This window comes from Pseudomonas sp. MWU15-20650, from assembly GCF_023242475.1.
In the GTDB taxonomy this organism is placed as follows: Bacteria; Pseudomonadota; Gammaproteobacteria; order Pseudomonadales; family Pseudomonadaceae; genus Aquipseudomonas.
This window is the reverse complement of record NZ_JALJFG010000032.1, coordinates 61,529-79,130: the sequence shown is the minus strand read 5'-3', so window position 1 is coordinate 79,130 and position 17,602 is coordinate 61,529. Positions and strand designations below refer to the sequence as shown.

Annotated in this window: 6 protein-coding genes and 5 pseudogenes; 3 read left to right on the top strand and 8 right to left on the bottom strand. The window is 63.2% G+C overall.

Going from position 1 to position 17,602, the window contains the following annotated elements; all coding sequences use genetic code 11:
- Positions 1-184: 184 nt before the first annotated feature.
- From M5B43_RS21150 to M5B43_RS21140, 3 genes and pseudogenes are all read right to left on the bottom strand, one after another.
- Positions 185-1,144: a zinc-binding alcohol dehydrogenase family protein gene (locus M5B43_RS21150; protein ID WP_248751935.1), complete on the bottom strand. Its 960-nt coding sequence runs from the start codon at positions 1,142-1,144 to the stop codon at positions 185-187.
- A gap of 30 nt (positions 1,145-1,174) precedes the next feature.
- Positions 1,175-1,348, bottom strand: coding sequence for a DUF1427 family protein (locus M5B43_RS21145; protein ID WP_248751934.1), 174 nt, complete (start codon positions 1,346-1,348; stop codon positions 1,175-1,177).
- Positions 1,349-1,415: 67 nt separating this feature from the next.
- Positions 1,416-2,200: pseudogene (locus M5B43_RS21140) on the bottom strand (helix-turn-helix transcriptional regulator).
- 118 nt (positions 2,201-2,318) lie between these two features.
- Here M5B43_RS21140 and M5B43_RS21135 point away from each other — a divergent pair.
- Both M5B43_RS21135 and M5B43_RS21130 read left to right on the top strand, forming a co-directional pair.
- Positions 2,319-2,627, top strand: a pseudogene (locus M5B43_RS21135) (LysR family transcriptional regulator); the annotation flags it as partial.
- A gap of 38 nt (positions 2,628-2,665) precedes the next feature.
- Positions 2,666-3,055: pseudogene (locus tag M5B43_RS21130) on the top strand (type II toxin-antitoxin system VapC family toxin).
- A 26-nt stretch (positions 3,056-3,081) separates the two neighbouring features.
- On the opposite strand, the gene M5B43_RS21125 reads toward M5B43_RS21130, so the two are convergent.
- The 3 genes from M5B43_RS21125 to M5B43_RS21115 form a co-directional block, all read right to left on the bottom strand.
- Positions 3,082-4,401: an Nramp family divalent metal transporter gene (locus tag M5B43_RS21125; RefSeq protein WP_248751933.1), complete on the bottom strand. Its 1,320-nt coding sequence runs from the start codon at positions 4,399-4,401 to the stop codon at positions 3,082-3,084.
- A 42-nt stretch (positions 4,402-4,443) separates the two neighbouring features.
- Positions 4,444-5,997 carry a DUF726 domain-containing protein gene (locus M5B43_RS21120; protein WP_248751932.1) on the bottom strand — a complete coding sequence of 518 codons (1,554 nt, stop codon included), beginning with the start codon at positions 5,995-5,997 and terminating at the stop codon, positions 4,444-4,446.
- An 86-nt stretch (positions 5,998-6,083) separates the two neighbouring features.
- On the bottom strand, positions 6,084-6,866 hold the full coding sequence (locus M5B43_RS21115; RefSeq protein ID WP_248751931.1) for a helix-turn-helix transcriptional regulator: 783 nt from the start codon (positions 6,864-6,866) through the stop codon (positions 6,084-6,086).
- Positions 6,867-6,970: 104 nt separating this feature from the next.
- Here M5B43_RS21115 and M5B43_RS21110 point away from each other — a divergent pair, with 104 nt between their 5' ends.
- On the top strand, positions 6,971-7,834 hold the full coding sequence (locus tag M5B43_RS21110) for an EamA family transporter (RefSeq protein ID WP_248751930.1): 864 nt from the start codon (positions 6,971-6,973) through the stop codon (positions 7,832-7,834).
- Between the two features lie 10 nt (positions 7,835-7,844).
- Here the strand turns inward: M5B43_RS21110 and M5B43_RS21105 are convergent.
- Together M5B43_RS21105 and M5B43_RS21100 are read right to left on the bottom strand one after the other, a co-directional pair.
- Positions 7,845-7,951 (bottom strand): annotated as a pseudogene (locus tag M5B43_RS21105) (transcriptional regulator); the annotation flags it as partial.
- Between the two features lie 255 nt (positions 7,952-8,206).
- Positions 8,207-17,590 (bottom strand): annotated as a pseudogene (locus M5B43_RS21100) (autotransporter-associated beta strand repeat-containing protein); the annotation flags it as partial.
- Between the last annotated feature and the right edge of the window lie 12 nt (positions 17,591-17,602).

Here is a 17,602-nt window from a genome sequence, read left to right as displayed (position 1 = left end):
GTCCCGCGTTGGGGCGCGTAGCGCCCCCAAAGAAGGACGAATGCGGTGTACCCGATACTCCGCGCAGATAGCTTTTGGGGCTGCTGCGCATCCCAACGCGGGACAAGCCCGCTCGCCACAGTGATAGTGTTACTTCTTAACTGACTGGCATTAGGGCTTGCCCCCTCCCACACTGTTGAGCGTGCTAAGGCAGGAAAATGATCTTGTCCGCGCTGCCGCTGTTCACGTCCTCATAGCTCTGCACGCCCTCGGCCAACGCCACTTCGCGCAGGCCGGTCGGCAGCGGCAGTGCTCCTTCGTCAAAGAAGCGCCCGAACTGCTCCAGCATTACGGCACATTGTTCACAGTTATAGAGCAACGAATTGATCCCCACCACCGAGCCACCTTTGCGATACAGCGACAGGGCCGGCAGCTGTACGTGGCCGTCAACCGGTGCGGCGATGATCGCGATGCGACCAAATGGGGCTAACCCTGCAACAGCCGCCGGCAACCAAAAACCGGTCGTGTCGAAGATCACCTCGGCGCCGCCCTTGAACACCGCATTGACCTGCGCCCCCAGTTCTTCCGGCTGGCCCAAGGCAATCGCGTCAACCCCTTGTGCTTGCAACGCCTCGACCTGGTCGGCCTTACGCACGGCCGCCAACACCTGCGCCCCACGGATCCTCGCCAAAGCCAATGCCGCGCTGCCCACGGCACCATTGGCGCCAATTACCAGCAACCGCGTGCCCTGGCCAACACCGCTACGCTCCAAGGCGTCCCAAGCCGTGGTGTATGGCACACCGAGGCTGGCGGCCTGGGCAAAACTCAGGTGCGTAGGTTTGTGCGCCACGCCCTTGGCCGACACGGTCAGGTATTGGGCGTGGGAGCCGTCGGCGAAAAAACCGAGGTCGCGGCCGGTGCCCCACACCTCTTGGCCGAGCAATGCTGGCGGCCCCTCGACCACAACCCCGGCAAAATCCCGGCCGGGAATACGCGGCAAGGTGGTGTAGGGAAAACGTCCGAGCACATTTTTAACATCGCTGGGGTTAAGGCCCGCAGCCTTGATCTGTACCAGGACCTCACCGGCAGCAGGCACCGGTTTGGCGACCTCGACAAAACCCAGGGCAGCGAGGTCGCCGGTTGCGCAAAATTGCAGTGCTTTCATGGCCAACATCCATCGATGGAAAAAAGGGAATCAGGACAACCAGGCGCTGAGCCACTCGCGCCCCATGGGCCACAGTTTCTCGCCGAGCAACATGCCCATCAGCCCTACCAACGCGATGGCAGGTGGCGCGGGCGAGCGGAAGTCCAAAGCCCCATAGATCACGCCGACAAACAGGCCAATGGCGAGGGAAATCAGGTAGTTCATGGGTAGCGCCTGGTAAGTTGATGGGCTCAGTGTAGTGAGCCCGCCCCCGAAGCATCGGCCAAGTGCTTCAGGATTTCGGCCAACCCCTCACCCACTGTATTGCGACGGCGCGACACCGAGTTCGCGACGGAACATGTCACTGAAGCTACTGGGCGAATAGCCCAAGGCGCGGGCAATGCCGCTGACCGACTGGCCCTGGATCAGCTCCGCCACGGCCGTCGCCAACTGCACTTGGCGACGCCATTGGGCGAACCCCATGCCGAGGTGGTTCTGGAACAGCCGCGCCAACGTGCGCACGCTCGCCCCCGCCGCCTCGGCGTGTTGCTCGAAGGGAATCTCAAGGGACGGCGATGCCATCACCGCCTGGCAGGCGCTGATCAACCGGCGGTCTGCCGCCACCGGCATAGCGATGCGGATCTGCGAGCGGCGCGCCCGTTGCAACTCCAATAGCGCCAGGCCGACCACGGCGTCGTAATAGACCCAATCGCCGTTATCACCTTGATCGACCAAGGTGATGATCAGTTCACGCAGCAGCCCACCGACTTCAATGACCTGCACCTGGCTGTCCAACGTTGCCGCCAATGACGGGCGCAAATAGATATTGCGCATCTGCAGGTCCGAGACCACGCGTATTCCATGCGCCACACCCGGTGGCAGCCACACGGCGCGTTGCGGTGGCACGACCAGCGCTTCGCGGGGCGTCTCGACCCACATGACACCGCTCATGGCATAGAGCAACTGGCCCCAGTCGTGACTATGGGGCTCCACGTACAACCCACGCGGGTAGGTTCGCGCCAGCGGTTGCACGGGGACGGCATGATCAGTGAGGTCGGGGGGAGCGGCCAGGGCCATGGAGAACACATCAATCAAGGGTGTGCGGCCATGTTAATGACCGCCGCCCAATAATCCGAGAGGATTTTTTCAGCGTTTTCAGGCGTGGGCCGACTGGGTGCACTCACACCCTGTCGACGAGGCACGTTGGTTTTTCCGGCGCGGCCAGGGCGACTGGCCCCCCAACGGCGTCAAAAGCCCCATCACCGGCAACCCCGCCGCCGAACAGGGCCTGGGACGGGTGGTGTTTCCATCCTGGCTGATCGGCGAAAGCTTGCGCGCCGGCACCTTGCAGGCGGTACTGACGGAATACGACGTGGCAACGACCCTGGAGCCACAGCGGATTGCGGCGCTGTGGCCTGGCAGCCGGCGGTTGTGGCTGAAGGTGCGCACGGTGATTGATTATTTTGTCGAGTGTTTTGGGACGGTACCGTATTGGGATCGGTGAGCCCTGTGGAACAGTCAGGGCAGAAATATTGAGGAAAAATCCTCGTAGGAAAGAGAGTATTGCTGGATACCCATATTCTGCTTTGGGCGCTCAATGATGACCCCAGGTTATCCAGCAACACCCATAAACTGATTGAAAATGCCGCAGAGATCTACGTCAGCGCGGCCAACTTCTGGGAAATGGCCATCAAGGTCGGCGTCGGAAAGCTCGATGTGGACCTGGATGAAATCCGTGAGTACTGCCTGGAAAGCGGGTTCGTCGAATGACCCATCACGTTGGAACACACCATTGCCGTCAAGGACCTTGAACCGCATCACAGGGACCCTTTTGATCGGCTGATCGTTGCCACGGCGATAAGTGAACCGATGAAACTATTGACTGCCGATCCACAGGTTGCCCAATACACACCCTGGGCAATGCTGGTCTAGGCCGTACCTGGCAGTACCGTGTGAACTCAGAACAACCACTGCCCGATCAACCACGCATTCGCGCCACTGATCACCGCAAACAAAAACCACGCCAGCAGCCGCGTGGGCAGGCGATTGACGAACGGCCCCATCAACTGCTCGTCATCGGTCATGCGGATCAGCGGGTACAACGCAAACGGCAACTGCAAGCTCAGTACCACCTGGCTGAGAATCAGCAGCTTGCCGATGGCAGCATCGCCCATCAGCCACACCCCGAGAAACGCCGGGATCAGCGCCAGCCCCCGGGTGATCAAGCGGCGTTGCCAGCAGGGAATGCGCAGGTTGAGGTACCCCTCCATGATCACTTGCCCGGCAATGGTGCCGGTGAAGGTCGAACTCTGCCCGGAGGCCAGCAAGGCGATGCCGAACAGGATGCTGGCGAATGCACCGCCTACCAGCGGATCGAGCAGGTGATAAGCGTCCTGGATCTCCACCACATCGGTGTGGCCGGTCTTGTAGAACGCCGCAGCGGCCAGCACCAGGATCGCGGCGTTGACCAACAGGGCCAAGGCCAGGGAGCCAATGGTGTCGATACGCGCCAGCTTGACGGCGTCCTGTTTGCTCGCCAGGTCCTTGCCGATCAGGCGCGTCTGCACAATGGAGGTGTGCAGGTAGAGGTTATGAGGCATCACCGTCGCACCGAGGATACCGATGGCCAGGTACAGCGGTGCGGCGTCGCTGATCGCCGACAAGGATGGGGTGAAACCGCGCAATACATCCGGCCAGTAGGGTTTGATCAGCACCAGTTCGATGAAAAAGCACACGCCAATCGTCGCTACCAGCGCCAGCATGATCGCTTCCAAACGGCGGAAACCACGGTTTTGCAGGGCCAGGATCAATAGTGTGTCAAAGGCGGTGATGACAATGCCGGTGGTCAGCGACACACCGAGCAGCAGGTGAAAGGCCAGGGCGCAGCCAAGCACTTCTGCGAGGTCAGTGGCAATAATCGAGATTTCGGCCAACAGCCACTGGGTGAGTGAAGAGCGCCGGCTGTAGCGCTCACGGCACAATTGCGCCAGGTCTTTGCCGGTGGCGATGCCCAGCCGCGAGCACAGGCATTGCACGGCCATCCCCGCCAGGCTGGCCAGCAGCACCACAAATAACAGGCTGTAGCCGTAACGCGACCCCGCTTCGATGGCCGTCGCCCAGTTGCCGGGGTCCATGTAGCCGATGGAAATCAGCAGGCCAGGGCCGGCGAACATCAGCATCCGCTTGAAGAACGACGCCTTGGGGTCGACAGCGACGGAGCCGGCCACTTCCGGCGGGCAGAACGGGGCGGTAGCCATTTTCGGCAGGCTGAATTTCACGCGGTATCCCAGGCAAACACACAAGACGAGGGCAGCAGCTTATCAGTCGGACACCACCGTGCGCATCACCGTGTCCCGAGGCAGATCAAAGGCTTCGACCACTTGCACCACCAGGTCCAGCTCCTGATTCAGCGCCTCGCGCTCCATGCGCTGGCGAATCAAGCCGACCACCAACACCGCCAAGGTCGTGATCGAATACGCCGGGCCGGAAAACGCCCGGACGCCCGTGACCAGCAACATCGCCGCCGCCAACGCCTGGCCCACCACCGGAATTGCCGTGGCCGCGCCGCGCCGCAGGATAAACCCGGTGAGTCCTGCCAATGCCGTGCCGCTCAAGGCCGTCGTCGCCGAACGGCCAACGTCGAAGCGGTTGAACAAGCCCTGCTCTTTTTGCGCCGCCGCCTTGAGCTCGGCGTCGAACGCTTGTCGGTCGGCGCTGCTGAGTTTGTCCTTGTACTGTTGGATCAGCTTTTGCGCGACCTGCGCCTCGATATCCGCCAGTGCAACGTTTTCAAGTGCCTCGTCGAACTTGATCCCCAACCGTTGCGCCACATCCTCGGCGATCTGGCGATAACCCACGCCATGGCCGCGGGCCAGGTTCATAAAGCTGTCGCCCCCCATGCGCTGCAACTCGATAGCCAGTTTCAGCGGTTCGCGCACACGGGCATCAATCGACGCACTGCGCTTTTGCGCCATCAACTCGGCGAGGAATTTCAGCTCCTCCGGACGTGCCTGCAACAGTGCGGGAAACAGTTCCACGTCCTCTTCGGCAAAGCGCACTTCACTGCTGCGCTGATCGCTGCGAATCATGCCGCGTCGCTCTTGCAACAGGTCGGTGTACTGCACCACCGTCTTCAACTGCGGCCAATAGGCGGCATGGTCGAAGGTCGCCAGGTGCACATTGGTGACCTTGGCCTTGAGTGCGGGCGTGACGTCAATCGCATACCGGCCGATACAGCGCTCGGTGTCCGGCTTCATGGCCAGCGCCCAGTCTTTACTGGAGTGACAGTTGATCAGCCGTCCCTTGAGTGGCGCCGACACGTCATCCCACGGGCTGGACGTGCAGATCGCCCCGCCCATCAACAACAGGTTGTTCAGCGGCAGTTCGCGGGCAATCTCGGGGCTGGCCAGCAGGCTCTTGACCAGGATTCGAGCGCCGAGGGAATGCCCGACCAGGTTGATGCGCCGCACCTGCAACGACTCGGCGTGCAGGTAACCGGCCAGTTCGGGCAACAAGGTCCTGGCCACTTCATCGACTCGCGCCTCGACACTTTTGTAATGGTCGAGAAAATAAGCAATCGCCTTGCCCACGCCCACCGTCGCCGCGCCCAGCCCGCCACCGCCGAGCATCGAGGTAATGACGTCCTTGAAAGGCGCAAACAGGTTTTCCAGGAAGTGCCCCGCCGGCCAGAACAGCATCAGGTTGGTCGACCCCTCGATACCCGCCAGTTGTTCCTGGAAGCGACCCAACTGCTGCTGGTTGAAAAACGCCGAATAACCATGCACGTAGAGATTGAGCACATCCCCCTGGGGCTCGCCACACAGGACGAACGTGGGCTTGCGGGTGCGGTGCATTTCATCCCACTGGTGTTGCATGGACCGATGACTCCGGGTGACAAGGGGCGGCGATAATAGCAAAGGGCGCCGTCGAGAAAGGTGAATCCTGACCGACGTTCCTTCCCTCAGAACAACGAAGCCGCCTTGGACCTGGCCAGATAGCGCGCCGGTGAGTCGCCCAGGTTGCGCCGGAACACCGCGGTGAAGGCGCTGGAGCTGCTGAAACCCAACGCCAGCGCCACCTGCGTAATGGACGCGCCTTGGCTGAGCCGGGCCGTGGCTTCAAGCAGGCAGACCTGTTGGCGCCAGGCTACAAACGTCATGCCCGTACTGTCATGGAAATGACGGGTGAAAGTGCGTCGGCTCATGCTCGACCAATCCGCCATCTCGTCGAGGGAGATGGTCTGCCTGGGCGCCTCCAGAAAGCGCTGGCAGGCTCGTGCCAGGCGCGGCTCGGCGGGCAACGGCGCGCTGAGGGGCAACTCGGGCATGGCGCCTATCTCATCAACCAGCAGCGTCAGCACACAGCGCTGGCGAACCTGCGATACCGGCGACGGCCCGATAGCCAGCGCCGCTTCCAGCAGGTGCCTGAGCAAGGATGACACCTCAAAGACCTGGCAATGCTTCTGCAAACCGGCCCGCCGCGCCGCTGCATCATCGAGGTAGGTGTTCAACATGACCACGTCGCCCCGCATGTGCATTTCATGGGGCACGCCCCCGGGCACCCAGATTGCCCTCTGCGGCGGCACCACCCAATTGCCGAGGTCGGTGAACATTTTCAGCGCACCCGTGGAGGCATAGGCGAACTGACCGCGTACATGGGCATGCCGTGGGAATACCGTGCCTGCCGGGTACTTGTGCAGCGTCACCAGCACTTCAGGGTCGTTGGGATCAAAGGTCGGGATCATGACCCGATATTGTCAAACTATGACCTTACATAGCAAGCGGGCCAACACCGTCGCCCCCTACCATTCACCCCCTCGCACACACCCGCCACTCCCAAGGAACACCCATGCAGAAGCAACACCTCGCGCTTGCCGTACTGGTCACCCTGGTCTGGGGGTTGAACTTTCCCATTACAAAACTGGGCTTGAACGCTATCGATCCTTTTGTGCTGACCGGCATCCGTTTTGCCCTCGCCGCCTTGCCACTGGCGTTCTTCATCAAGCGCCCTGCGGTCCATTTCGGCTATGTGGCCGCCTACGGCGTTATCTTCGGGCTGGGCATGTGGGGCGTGATCAACTACGGCATCCAACGGGGCGTGAGCCCGGGCATCGCCTCATTGATCATTCAACTCAGCGTGTTTTTCACCCTGGGTTGGGGCTGCGTACTGTTCAAGGAAAAAATCCGCAATGCACAGTGGGTCGGCGCGTCGCTCGCCTTGATCGGCCTGGCGGGGATCATCACGACCCAGCCGGGTGACCATGCGGTGCAGGGCGTGCTGCTGATCGTGCTCAGCGCATTGGCCTGGAGCATCGGCAACGTGATCATCAAGGCCTCGGGGGTGAGGGAAATTTTCTCGTTCATGGTATGGGCCAGCCTGTTCCCGCCGATCCCGCTATTCCTCGCGGCCGGGTGGCTACACGGCAGCGCTGCATTCGTCAGCGTGCCGGCCAACCTGGACCTGAGTGCGGTGTTATCGATCCTGTTCCAGGTTTACCTGGCCACGCACTTTGCTTACTGGGGCTGGAATACGCTGCTCAACACCTACCCCGTGTCCACCGTAGCGCCGCTGTCCCTGTTGATCCCGATATTCGGCATTGCCAGCTCAATGCTGATACTGGGGGAGCGCATTTCCATGCCCAACCTGGTCTTCATCGCCGTGATCATCGTGGGGCTGGGCGTGGGGTTTTATCGCAAAGCCGGTCGTGCCTGACTCATAGTGTTTAGCCAGCGACGTTATCGATCTTGACCTGGCCCTCCGCAAAGGAGGCGATAATTTCCAACTCGCCCCCCTAGCTCGGATGTAATCACGCAACGTACTGATGTACATGAGGATCGAATGCATACAACACTCGCAGGTTGCCGTGCCTTGATCCTCTGATATCGCTGCGGTGAGGAAAGCGCAGCCCAGGCCCAAGAAACCCCAGCAAATCAACACTGGCAGCTACTGAGAAATTGTTTGTACATTCTTCAGCCAGCTTTGTGAGCAATAATCCCCGAACGGCCAGCAAACCGCGAATAGATTTAAGAAATATTTCCCCAAAAAAAACCGCCCTTACGGGCGGTCAAAAGTGCTCGGTTTTGATCAAAAACCGAGGGAGAAACTGATGGTCATCGCATGGTCCTTATCGTTGCGCGAGAGTTGGCCCGAATAGCCCAGGCCCAGTTTGCCGTTCTGGCTGATCTGGTAATCCACGCCCGCTTCCAGCACCGCACTGTCCTTGGCGATCGGTACGCCTTGAGTGCTGAACGAACCACCACCGTTGATAAAGCTCAAGTCGGCATCGGGCTGGGTGCCACCAAAGGCGTGACGCCAGCCGATGCTGCCCCGTGGGGTGATTTTCGAGCCGTTGCCCAGGGTGATGGTCTGGCCGACGCGCACACCCAAGGTCGAGAAGGTCACGTCCTGATTGGCATCGCCGCGCAGGGCTGCAGAACCGCCTTTTTCCTTGATCGTGTCGCTGTCGTAGTTGACATAGGCCAGGCCGGCGAAAGGTTCCACCGCCACTCGGCCGGTTTCGATCATGTAGCCCACTTCACCGAACACTTGCGCAGTGCGTGCCTTGTAGTCGGCTTTCAGGCGTTGGCCCACCCCGCCCACCGCCACGTTGCGTTTGCTTTCGATGTCGTTCCAGCTGTAAGCCACGCCCATGCGAGCGGCGAAGGCTGCTTGCTGGTAGGCGGTGTAGGCCATCAAGTGGTAGCTGTCGACGTCGGCACTGGCGTTGCGACGCTTGGCATCCAGGTCGCTACGGGTGTAGCCGGCGGCCACGCCCACGCGCCAGGCGTCATCCACTTGTTTGTCGGTGCCGAGCAGGAAGCCACCGAGGTTGCGGTCCAGCTTGGCAGTGTTGCTGTCGCCGCCCATGTGCCCCCAGGTGCCGAGCACGCGCATCCAGCCGACCATCTCGCCGTGGCAACCGGCGCTGCTCAGGCGGTTTTCACTCGGTGCCAGGCTGTTGCGGGGGTCATCTTCGCGATAGCAACCGGGTTGGCGCAGGCGCTCGTTGACCGCGTCGCGAATGTAACGCGAATCCTCAAGCATGGCGCTGGCGGTGCTGGCGTGGATCTCGCCGGACAAGCTATCAAAGGCCGCCCGTGCCCCGGCTGCGTCGGTGTTGAGCAACGCATTCTGCACCGCAGCGCCACCAACCGCAGCGCCGCTGCCCAGTGCTGCTGCCACGCCGCGCTGGTTACCGGTAGCCGCCACACTGGCGTAGCTGACGTTGTTACGACTGACCGCCAACGCCACCTGAGTCGGGCTGTAGTTCAACGACGTGTTGAGGAATGCGAGGTTCTCCAGATTAGTGTTGCTGAACGTGCCGTTCACCGTGCCCGCCGTCAACAGCGTGTAGGTGGACGGGCCTGCATACGGTGCCAGGTTGATCACATTCAAGGTGCCGCCCAGGTTCGCGGTACCACCGACCGCCAGGGAGCTGGTCACCGAAGGCGTAATCGCCAGGTTCAGCGCACCCGTGCTGGCGTTGGTGAAGTTACCGGCCACCGTCAGCTTGCCGCCATCGGGTGTCACGCTGCCATTGTTGACCAACGAACCGACACTGCCGTTGCCGGTCAGGCCGGCGCCGCTGGCCACGGTGACCTGCCCGCCGAGGGCCGCGCCTGGGTTGGCCGCGTTACCCACTTGCAACACACCCTGATCCACCGCCACGGTGCCGCTGAACGGCTGGTTGCCAGTGAGCAACAACGCCCCCGCGCCCTGCTTGGTGATGCTGCCGGTGCCGGTCAGGGTACCGTTGAAAGTGCCATTGTGGGTTTGGACAAACAGCAACCGCGCGTTGTTGAGGAACCGCCCTTGCAGGCTGAGCGTGTTACCGGCCAGTGTGCCGCCGCTGACGGTGGTGCCGCCAGAGTAGGTATTGGCGCCGGTCAGCAACAATGTGCCTGCGTCGAGTTTGTTGATCCCGCCGCTGCCCACGATCGGTGCGGCAATTTCCGTGGTAACGCCCGAGTTGACCCGCACCGCCGCCGTCCCGGTTGGGGCCAGCGTGCCTCCGGCGTCGGCCGTCAGCGTGTAGCCAGGGTCGAGGAATTGCAGGCCGGTAAAGCCTTGGTTGCCGACCACCGAGACGGTGCCGCCCTGCCCGCCGAACACCGCAAACTGGTTGTTCGACGCTTGGCCCTGGGTACCGGTTGGATCGGTCCAGTTGGTGCCTGGGCCCCAAGTGCCACTGCCTCCAGTGATGGTGCCATCCGGGTGGGTGGTGCCACCGTTCCAGAACTGGAGTTGCCCCGGTGCGGTCTGCACCAGCAAGTTGAGCTGGTTAGCCAACGAGGTCTGCAGGCTCAGGTCACCCACGCCGACAGGCAGTGTACCCAGGGTGAGGCCGTTGTCGGTCAAGCTGCCGCCGTAGCGGAACAGTTGGTATACGCCGACCCCGAAACCGCCGCCATCCGTGACATTGAGGGTGCCGCCCAGGGTCAGGTTACCCGCCACATTCACCGCCGTGGTGGACGCACCTGGCGCGCCAAGGGTGAAGTCCAGGTGGGTGCCCGACGACAAGGCCAACGCCCCCACCGACAGCGGTGTCGCCGCCCCGGCCTTGAGGGTTGAACCATCGGCCATGCTCACCGCACCGCCCAAGGTGCCGCTGCCGCCGAGGGTCGCACCGCTGGCCACCTGTACCGCCGCACTGTTCAAGGTGCCGTTGACCTGCAGGCTGCCTGCGTTGACGTTGGTATTGCCGGTCAAGGTGTTATTGCCCGTCAGCAGCAATGCGCCGGTACCGGTTTTATTCAACACCCCTGCCCCCGTCAGGTTGCCGGTGTAGGTGCCATCGGCCCCTTGCTCGAAGGTCAGGGTCGCGTTGTTGGCAATCGCGCCTTGCAGGCTGTTGGTGTTACCGGTGGTGGTGCCACCGTTCAGCGTGGTGCCACCACTGTAGGTATTGGCACCTGTCAGCGACAAGGCACCGTTACCGTTTTTCACCAGGCTACCGGTGCCACTGACGACGCCGTCAAGGGCCAGGTCATGGCTGCCGGCCAAGGTCAGCGGGCCACTCAGGTTGATGGCGTTGGCCAGTTGCAGGTCGGTGCTGCCATCCAACTGCGCGGCGCCGCCGACGCTGAGCGCGCCGGTGCCCAGGGCAGCGTTATTGCCGAGGATCAATTGACCGGCATTCAGCCCCGTGCCGCCGCTGTAGGTATTGGCGCCGTTGAGGGTCAACGTCGCCGCGCCTTTTTTCAGCAGGCTACCGCTGCCGCCGATCCCGCCATTGAGGGTCAGCGCGTTGCTGCCGCCGATGGACAGGGCGCCATTGAGCACCGCAGCGTTACCCAGTGTCACGGCCGCATTACTGTCCAACGTGGTGCCGTCGGCTGCCGTCAGCGCACCTGTACCCAGTGCGCTATTGTTGCCGACCACCAGCGTGCCGCCATTGAGTGCGGTACCGCCGGTATAGCCATTGGTGCCGTTGAGCACCAGCGTACCGCTGTCGAGCTTGGCCAGGGTGCCGGCGCCGTTGAGGGTCACACCCAGGGTCGCAGTGGCGTTCGGATCGACGCGGACCGCTGTGTTGCCGGTGCCGCCATTGACCAGGTTGAGCACACCTGCCGCACCGGAGGCCAGGTTGTAGCCATCGGTGACGAACTGCATCCCGGTGATGCTCTGCGTGCCGTCCACCGTCACGTTACCCGCCGTGCCCTGGAACACCGCGAAACTGTTGGCCCAAGGCTGGTTGAGCGTGCCATCGACGTTGGTCCAGTTGGTGGTGCCGGTGCTCCAGGTGCCGTTGCCGCCGTTGATGGCGCCATTGCCGAGCAGATTGGCGCCGTCCCAGAACTGCACGGTGGTGTTGGGCGCCGTGACCAGCAGGTTGACCTTGTTGCTGACGGCGGTCTGCACTTGCAGGTCGCCGGGGATCACGCTGCCCGGCACGGTGCCGAGGGTCAGCCCGTTATTGGTGAGCGCACCGCCGTAGTTGATGAGGTTATAGACGCCGCTGCCAAAGCCGCCGATATCGCTGACATTGAGCTTGCCGCCCAGCGTGAGGTCACCGCCAACGTTCAGCAGCCCACTGCCACCGCCCACCACCGGAACGCCGAGACCGACGTCCAGGTTGGCATTATTGCCCAGCACCAGCGAGCCCACCGACAACGCACTGCCGGAGGTCAGCCCGATGTGCCCGCCATCGGCCACCGTCACCGCGCCCGCCAGCGAACCGCTGCCGGTCAGCGTCGCGCCGTTATTCACCGCCACCGTGCCGCTGGCCAGCGAACCGCTGACATTCAAGGTGCCACCGTTGACGTTGGCGGCGCCGCTGAGGCCATTGGTGCCGGTCAGGTTGAGTGCACCGGTACCGTTTTTATCCAGGTTGCCGGCACCGTTCAACGCGCCTGCAAAGGTGTTGTCCAGGTTGCTGCCACCAACCGCGAGCGTACTGCCGCCCGCCACCTGGACAACACCGTTGCCGGCCAAGGTGTTGACGCTGGCATTGCCGCCCAGGTTGAGACTGGCGCCCGTCCCCACGTTGATGCCCGACGTGTTGCCCAGCGCAGCGTTACCCACGGTCGTCACGCTGCCGCCCACCACAGTCAATGGGCCGGTGAAGGTGTTAGTACCGCTCAGCAGCAGGTCCGCCGTACCGTTCTTGATCAGCGCCGCATTGCCCGCCAGCACGCCGGCCAGGGTCAGGTTATTGCTACCGGCCACCGTCAGGTCAGCATTGAGGTTGACGGCGTTGGCCAGCACCAGCGGCACGCTGTTATCCAGGGTGCCGGCACCATTGACACTCAGGGCGCCCGAGCCCAATGCCGTGGCGTTGCCCAGGGTGAGCGTGCCGGCATTAAGCGTGCTGCCACCGCTGTAGGTATTGGCGCCGTTCAGGCTCAGGTTGGCAGTGCCGCTTTTGATCAACGAACCCGTGCCGCTGACCACGCCATCAAGGCTCAGGCCGTTGGTGCCGCCGACGGTCAGCGCCGCGTTGAGGGTGGTGTTATTCGTCAGGGCCAGTGCGCTGCTGGTATCCAGCGTCGCTGCGCCGTTGACCGCCAAGCCGCCGCTGCCGAGTGCCGAGCCGTTACCGAGGGTCAAGGAGCCCGCGTTCAACTGCGTACCGCCGAGGTAGGCATTGTTGCCGTTGAGTGTGAGGTTGCCGGCCCCACTTTTAGTCAGGCTACCGGCACCGCCGACCAGGCCGTTGAGTGTCAGGTCGGCGCTGCCGAGAATGCCCAGGTTGCCCGCCAGGTTCACCGCGTTGGCCAGAGAGACGGCGCTGTGGGTGTCGAGAGTGGTGCCCGCCGCAGCATTCAAGGCGCCAGCACCCAGCGCCGTGTTGGAGGCCAGGATCAAGCCACCGGCGTTCAACGCGGTTGGCCCTGCATAGGTGTTGTTGCCACTCAAGGTGAGGTTGGCGATGCCATTCTTGATCAGGCTACCGGTGCCTGCCACGGTGCCCGCCAGGGTCAGGGCATTGCTGCCGCCGACCGTCAGCGCGCCGTTGAGATTCACCGCGTTGGCCAGGTTGACGGCGGTGTTGTTGTCCAGGGTGGTGCCGTTGGCAGTCGTCAAGGCACCGCTGCCCAACGCGCTGTCATTGCCGACCACCAAGGTGCCGCCATTGAGCGCGGTACCGCCGGTGTAGGTGTTGGCGCCATTGAGCACCAGGGTGCCCGCATCCAGCTTGGCCAGGGTACCGCCGCCATTGAGGGTGACGCCCAGGGTTGCGGTGGCGTTAGGGTCAACACGCACCGCCGTGTTGCCACCGGTGCCGTTGAACAAGGTCAAGGCCCCCGCCGTACCGCCGACCAGGTTGTAGCCATCGGTGACGAATTGCAGGCCGGTAATCCCTTGGGCGCCGTCTACGGTGACGGTCCCTGCCGTGCCTTGGAAGACGGCGAAACTGTTAGGGCTCCAGGCGTTGTTGACCAGGCCGTTGACGCTGGTCCAGTTGGTGCCGCCGGCATTCCAGGTGCCGGTGCCGCCCGCGACGCTGCCGTTCGGCAACAGCTGGCTGCCATCCCAGAACTGTACGTTGGTGCTGCCGTTGACCAGCAGGTTGACCTGGTGACCGACGCTGGTCTGCACAGCCAGATCGCCCAGTGACACATTCACCGGCACGCTGCCCAGCGCCAGGCCATTGTTGGTCAGGCCACCGGTGTAGTCGATCAGGCGATAGATACCGACACCAAAGCCGCCGATATCGTGCACATTCAAGCTGCCGTCCAGGGTCAGGTTACCGCCCACATGGACCAGCGCCGTGCCGCCGCTGGACGCTGCGCCGAGGCCCGCGTCCAGGTTCGAGTTGGCGCCCAGCACCAGCGAGCCGACGGTCAGGGTATTGCCGGAGTTAACCGCCAGATGGCCGCCATCGGCAATGTTGACATTGCCCAGCAAGGTGCCGGTACCGCCGAGGGTGGCGCCGCTGGCGACGCCCACATTCGCACTGGCCAGCGAACCGTTGACCAGCAGGCTGCCGGCGTTGACCTGGGTATCACCGCTCAGCGCGCTGACGCCGCCGAGGGTCAACGCCCCGCTGCCGACTTTCGTGAAGTTGCCCGCGCCGCTGAGCACGCCGCCGAAGGTGCCGTCCAGGTTATTGCTGCCGACACTCAAGGTACTGCCGCTGCCCACCAGGGCCACACCGTTACCCGTGAGCGCACCGAGGCTGGCCGAACCGCCCAGGTTCAATTGCGTACCGTTGCCCAGGTTGAGCCCGGCGCCCGCACCGAGCGCAGCATTGCCGACGGTGGTCAAGCTGCCCGATTGCACATCGAACAGCCCGCTGAAGGTGTTGTTGCCGGTCAAGCTCAAGTCGCCATTGCCGGTTTTGATCACGCTGCCGTTACCCGCCAGCACACCGGCCAGGGTGAGGTTGTTATTAAGCGCGCCTACCGTCAGGCCAGCATTGGCATTGACCGCATTGGCCAGCACCAGCGGTGTAGTGTTGTTCAGGTTGGCTGCGCCAGTGACGGTCAAGGCACCCGTGCCCAGCGCAGTCGCTGTGCCCAGGGTCAAGGTCCCGGCATTGAGGGTGGTGCCGCCTTGATAAGTATTGGCACCATTGAGCGTCAGGTTGGCTGCGCCAGACTTGACCAGCGCCCCCGTACCGGTGACGAGGCCACCCAGGGTCAAGTCATTGCTGCCGGCCACCGTGAGGTTGGCGCTCAGCGCCACAGTGTTGCCCAGGGTCAGCGCCGTGTTGTTGTCGAGGGTCGCGGCGCCGGCGACAGTCAGGCCACCCGCGCCCAGGGCCAGGGCATTGCCCACGGTCAAAGTGCCAGCATTGAGGGTGGTGCCACCGAGGAAGCCGTTGGCCGAATTGAGCGTCAGGTCAGCCGCACCGTTCTTGGTCAGGCTGCCGCTCCCTGTGACGGGACCGTTCAAGGTCAAGTCAGCCGTACCGCCAATGCCCAGATTGCCCGCCAGGTTGATGGCGTTGGCCACGGTCACGGCGGTGCTGGCGTCCAGCGTAGTGCCGCCCGCAGCATTCAGCGCACTGGTGCCGAGCGCAGTATTGGATGCCAGGATCAGGCCACCGGCATTCAGCGCAGTGACGCCAAGGTAGCTGTTGGCACCGCCCAAGGTCAGGTTGGCTGCCCCGTTTTTAATCAGGCCGCCGGCGCCATTGATCGCGCCATTCAAGGTCAGCGCATGACTGCCGCCGACGGTCATGTCGCCGGCCAGGGCAACGCTGTTGCCCAAGGTCACGGGGGCATTGCTGTCCAGTGTCGTGCCTGCGACCGCCGTCAACTGGCCAGTGCCCAGCGCCGTGTTGCTGCCCACCACCAACGTGCCGCCATTGAGCAAGGTACCGCCGGTGTAGGTGTTGGCGCCGCCCAATACCAGGGTGCCGGTGTCGAGTTTATTCAGGGTGCCGGCACCCTCGATATTCACACCAATGGTTGCGGTTGCGCCCGGGTCTACGCGCATCGACACATTGCCGCTACTGCCATTGATCGCGGTCAACTGCCCGCCCGCGCCAGTGACCAGGTTGTAGCCATCCGTGACAAATTGCAGGCCGGTAAAGGCTTGCGGGCCTTGCACCGTGACCGTCCCCGCCGCACCGGTAAACACCGCAAAACCGCTGGCCCAAGGTGAGTTGGTGAGGCCGTCGGCCGAGGTCCAATGGGTGCCGCCGGCGGTCCAGGTGCCGGTGCCGCCATCCACGACGCCGTTGGCGATGGATTGGCTGCCATCCCAGAAACTAATATTGGGCGCCGATACCACCAGGTTGACCTGATTGCCGACGGCAGTTTGTACCAGCAGATCACCGAGGCCATAGCCCACGGGAACACCAGCCACTGTCAGCGCGCCGGTCAAGGCGCCGGTGTAGTTGATCAAGCGGTAGGTCCCTGCGCCAAAGCCACCGGCATCGGTCACGTTCAGGTTGCCGCCGAGGTTGACGTTGCCGCCGACGTTGAGCAAGGACGTAGGGGACGGCGCGCCAAGGGCGACGTCCAGGTTGCCACCAGCCCCCAGGTTGAGCGCGCCGGCCGACAAGATGTTGCCACTGCTCAACGCCAGGTGGCCGCCGCTGTTGATGTTCAGTGTGCCCAGCACCGAGCCGGTGCCGGTAAAGGTGCCGCCGCTGTTGACATCCACCAGCGCGCTGCCCAGGGAGCCTGTGAGGTTCAGGGTACCGCCGTTGACGGCGGTGTTGCCGGTGAGGCCATTGATGCCGGTGAGGTTGAAAGTGCCCGTGCCGACTTTGCTCAGCCCACCGATACCGGACAGGCTGCCGTCGAAGGTGCTGGTGCTGTTGACCCCCCCCACGCTCAAGGTGGTGCCCGCGCCAATCAGCACCCCGCCGTTGCCGGCCAGGGTCGCCAGGCTGCTGTTGGAACCGAGATTGAGACTGGCCCCTGCACTGATATTAGCGCCGGAGGTGTTACCCAAGGCGCCGGTGCCGAGTGTGGTCAGGCTGCCGGAAGCAACATTCAAGGGGCCGGTGAAGGTGTTGTTGCCACTCAGGGTCAGGTCAGCCAGACCGTTTTTGATCAAGGCACTGGCACCACTGATGACGCCGCCGAGGTTGAGGTTGTTGTTGCCTGCCAGGGTCAAGTCGCCATTGAGCGCAATGTTATTGCCCAAGGTGAAGGCTGTGCTGTTGGCCAGGGTCGCGGCGCCGCCAACGGTCAAGGCACCGCTGCCCAGTGCACCGGCATTGCCCAGGGTCAGGGTGCCGGCATTGAGGTTGGTCCCGCCCTGGAAGGTGTTGATACCGTTGAGGGTCAGGTTGGCCGCGCCATTCTTGATCAACAGGCCGGTGCCGCTGATCAAGCCGCCCAAGGTCAGGGCGTTGCTGCCGCCCAGGGTCAGGTTGGCGTTCAAGGCCACGTTGTTGCCCAGGGTGACCGCCGTGTTGCTGTCCAGGGTGCCGGCACCGCCGACGGTCAGGCCACCCAGCCCCAGTGCCGTGTTGCTGCCGGCAGTCAGAGTACCGGCATTGAGCGTGGTGCCGCCGCCGTAGCCGTTGTTGCCAGTGAGCACCAGGTTGGCGGGGCCGTTTTGACCAGGCTGCCG

Excerpts from the sequence above, each read along its gene's own strand:
- M5B43_RS21150 (WP_248751935.1), bottom strand. The coding sequence starts at position 1,144 with ATGAAAGCACTGCAATTTTGCGCAACCGGCGACCTCGCTGCCCTGGGT.
- M5B43_RS21145 (WP_248751934.1), bottom strand. The coding sequence starts at position 1,348 with ATGAACTACCTGATTTCCCTCGCCATTGGCCTGTTTGTCGGCGTGATC.
- M5B43_RS21120 (WP_248751932.1), bottom strand. The coding sequence starts at position 5,997 with ATGCAACACCAGTGGGATGAAATGCACCGCACCCGCAAGCCCACGTTC.
- M5B43_RS21115 (WP_248751931.1), bottom strand. The coding sequence starts at position 6,866 with ATGATCCCGACCTTTGATCCCAACGACCCTGAAGTGCTGGTGACGCTG.
- M5B43_RS21110 (WP_248751930.1), top strand. The coding sequence starts at position 6,971 with ATGCAGAAGCAACACCTCGCGCTTGCCGTACTGGTCACCCTGGTCTGG.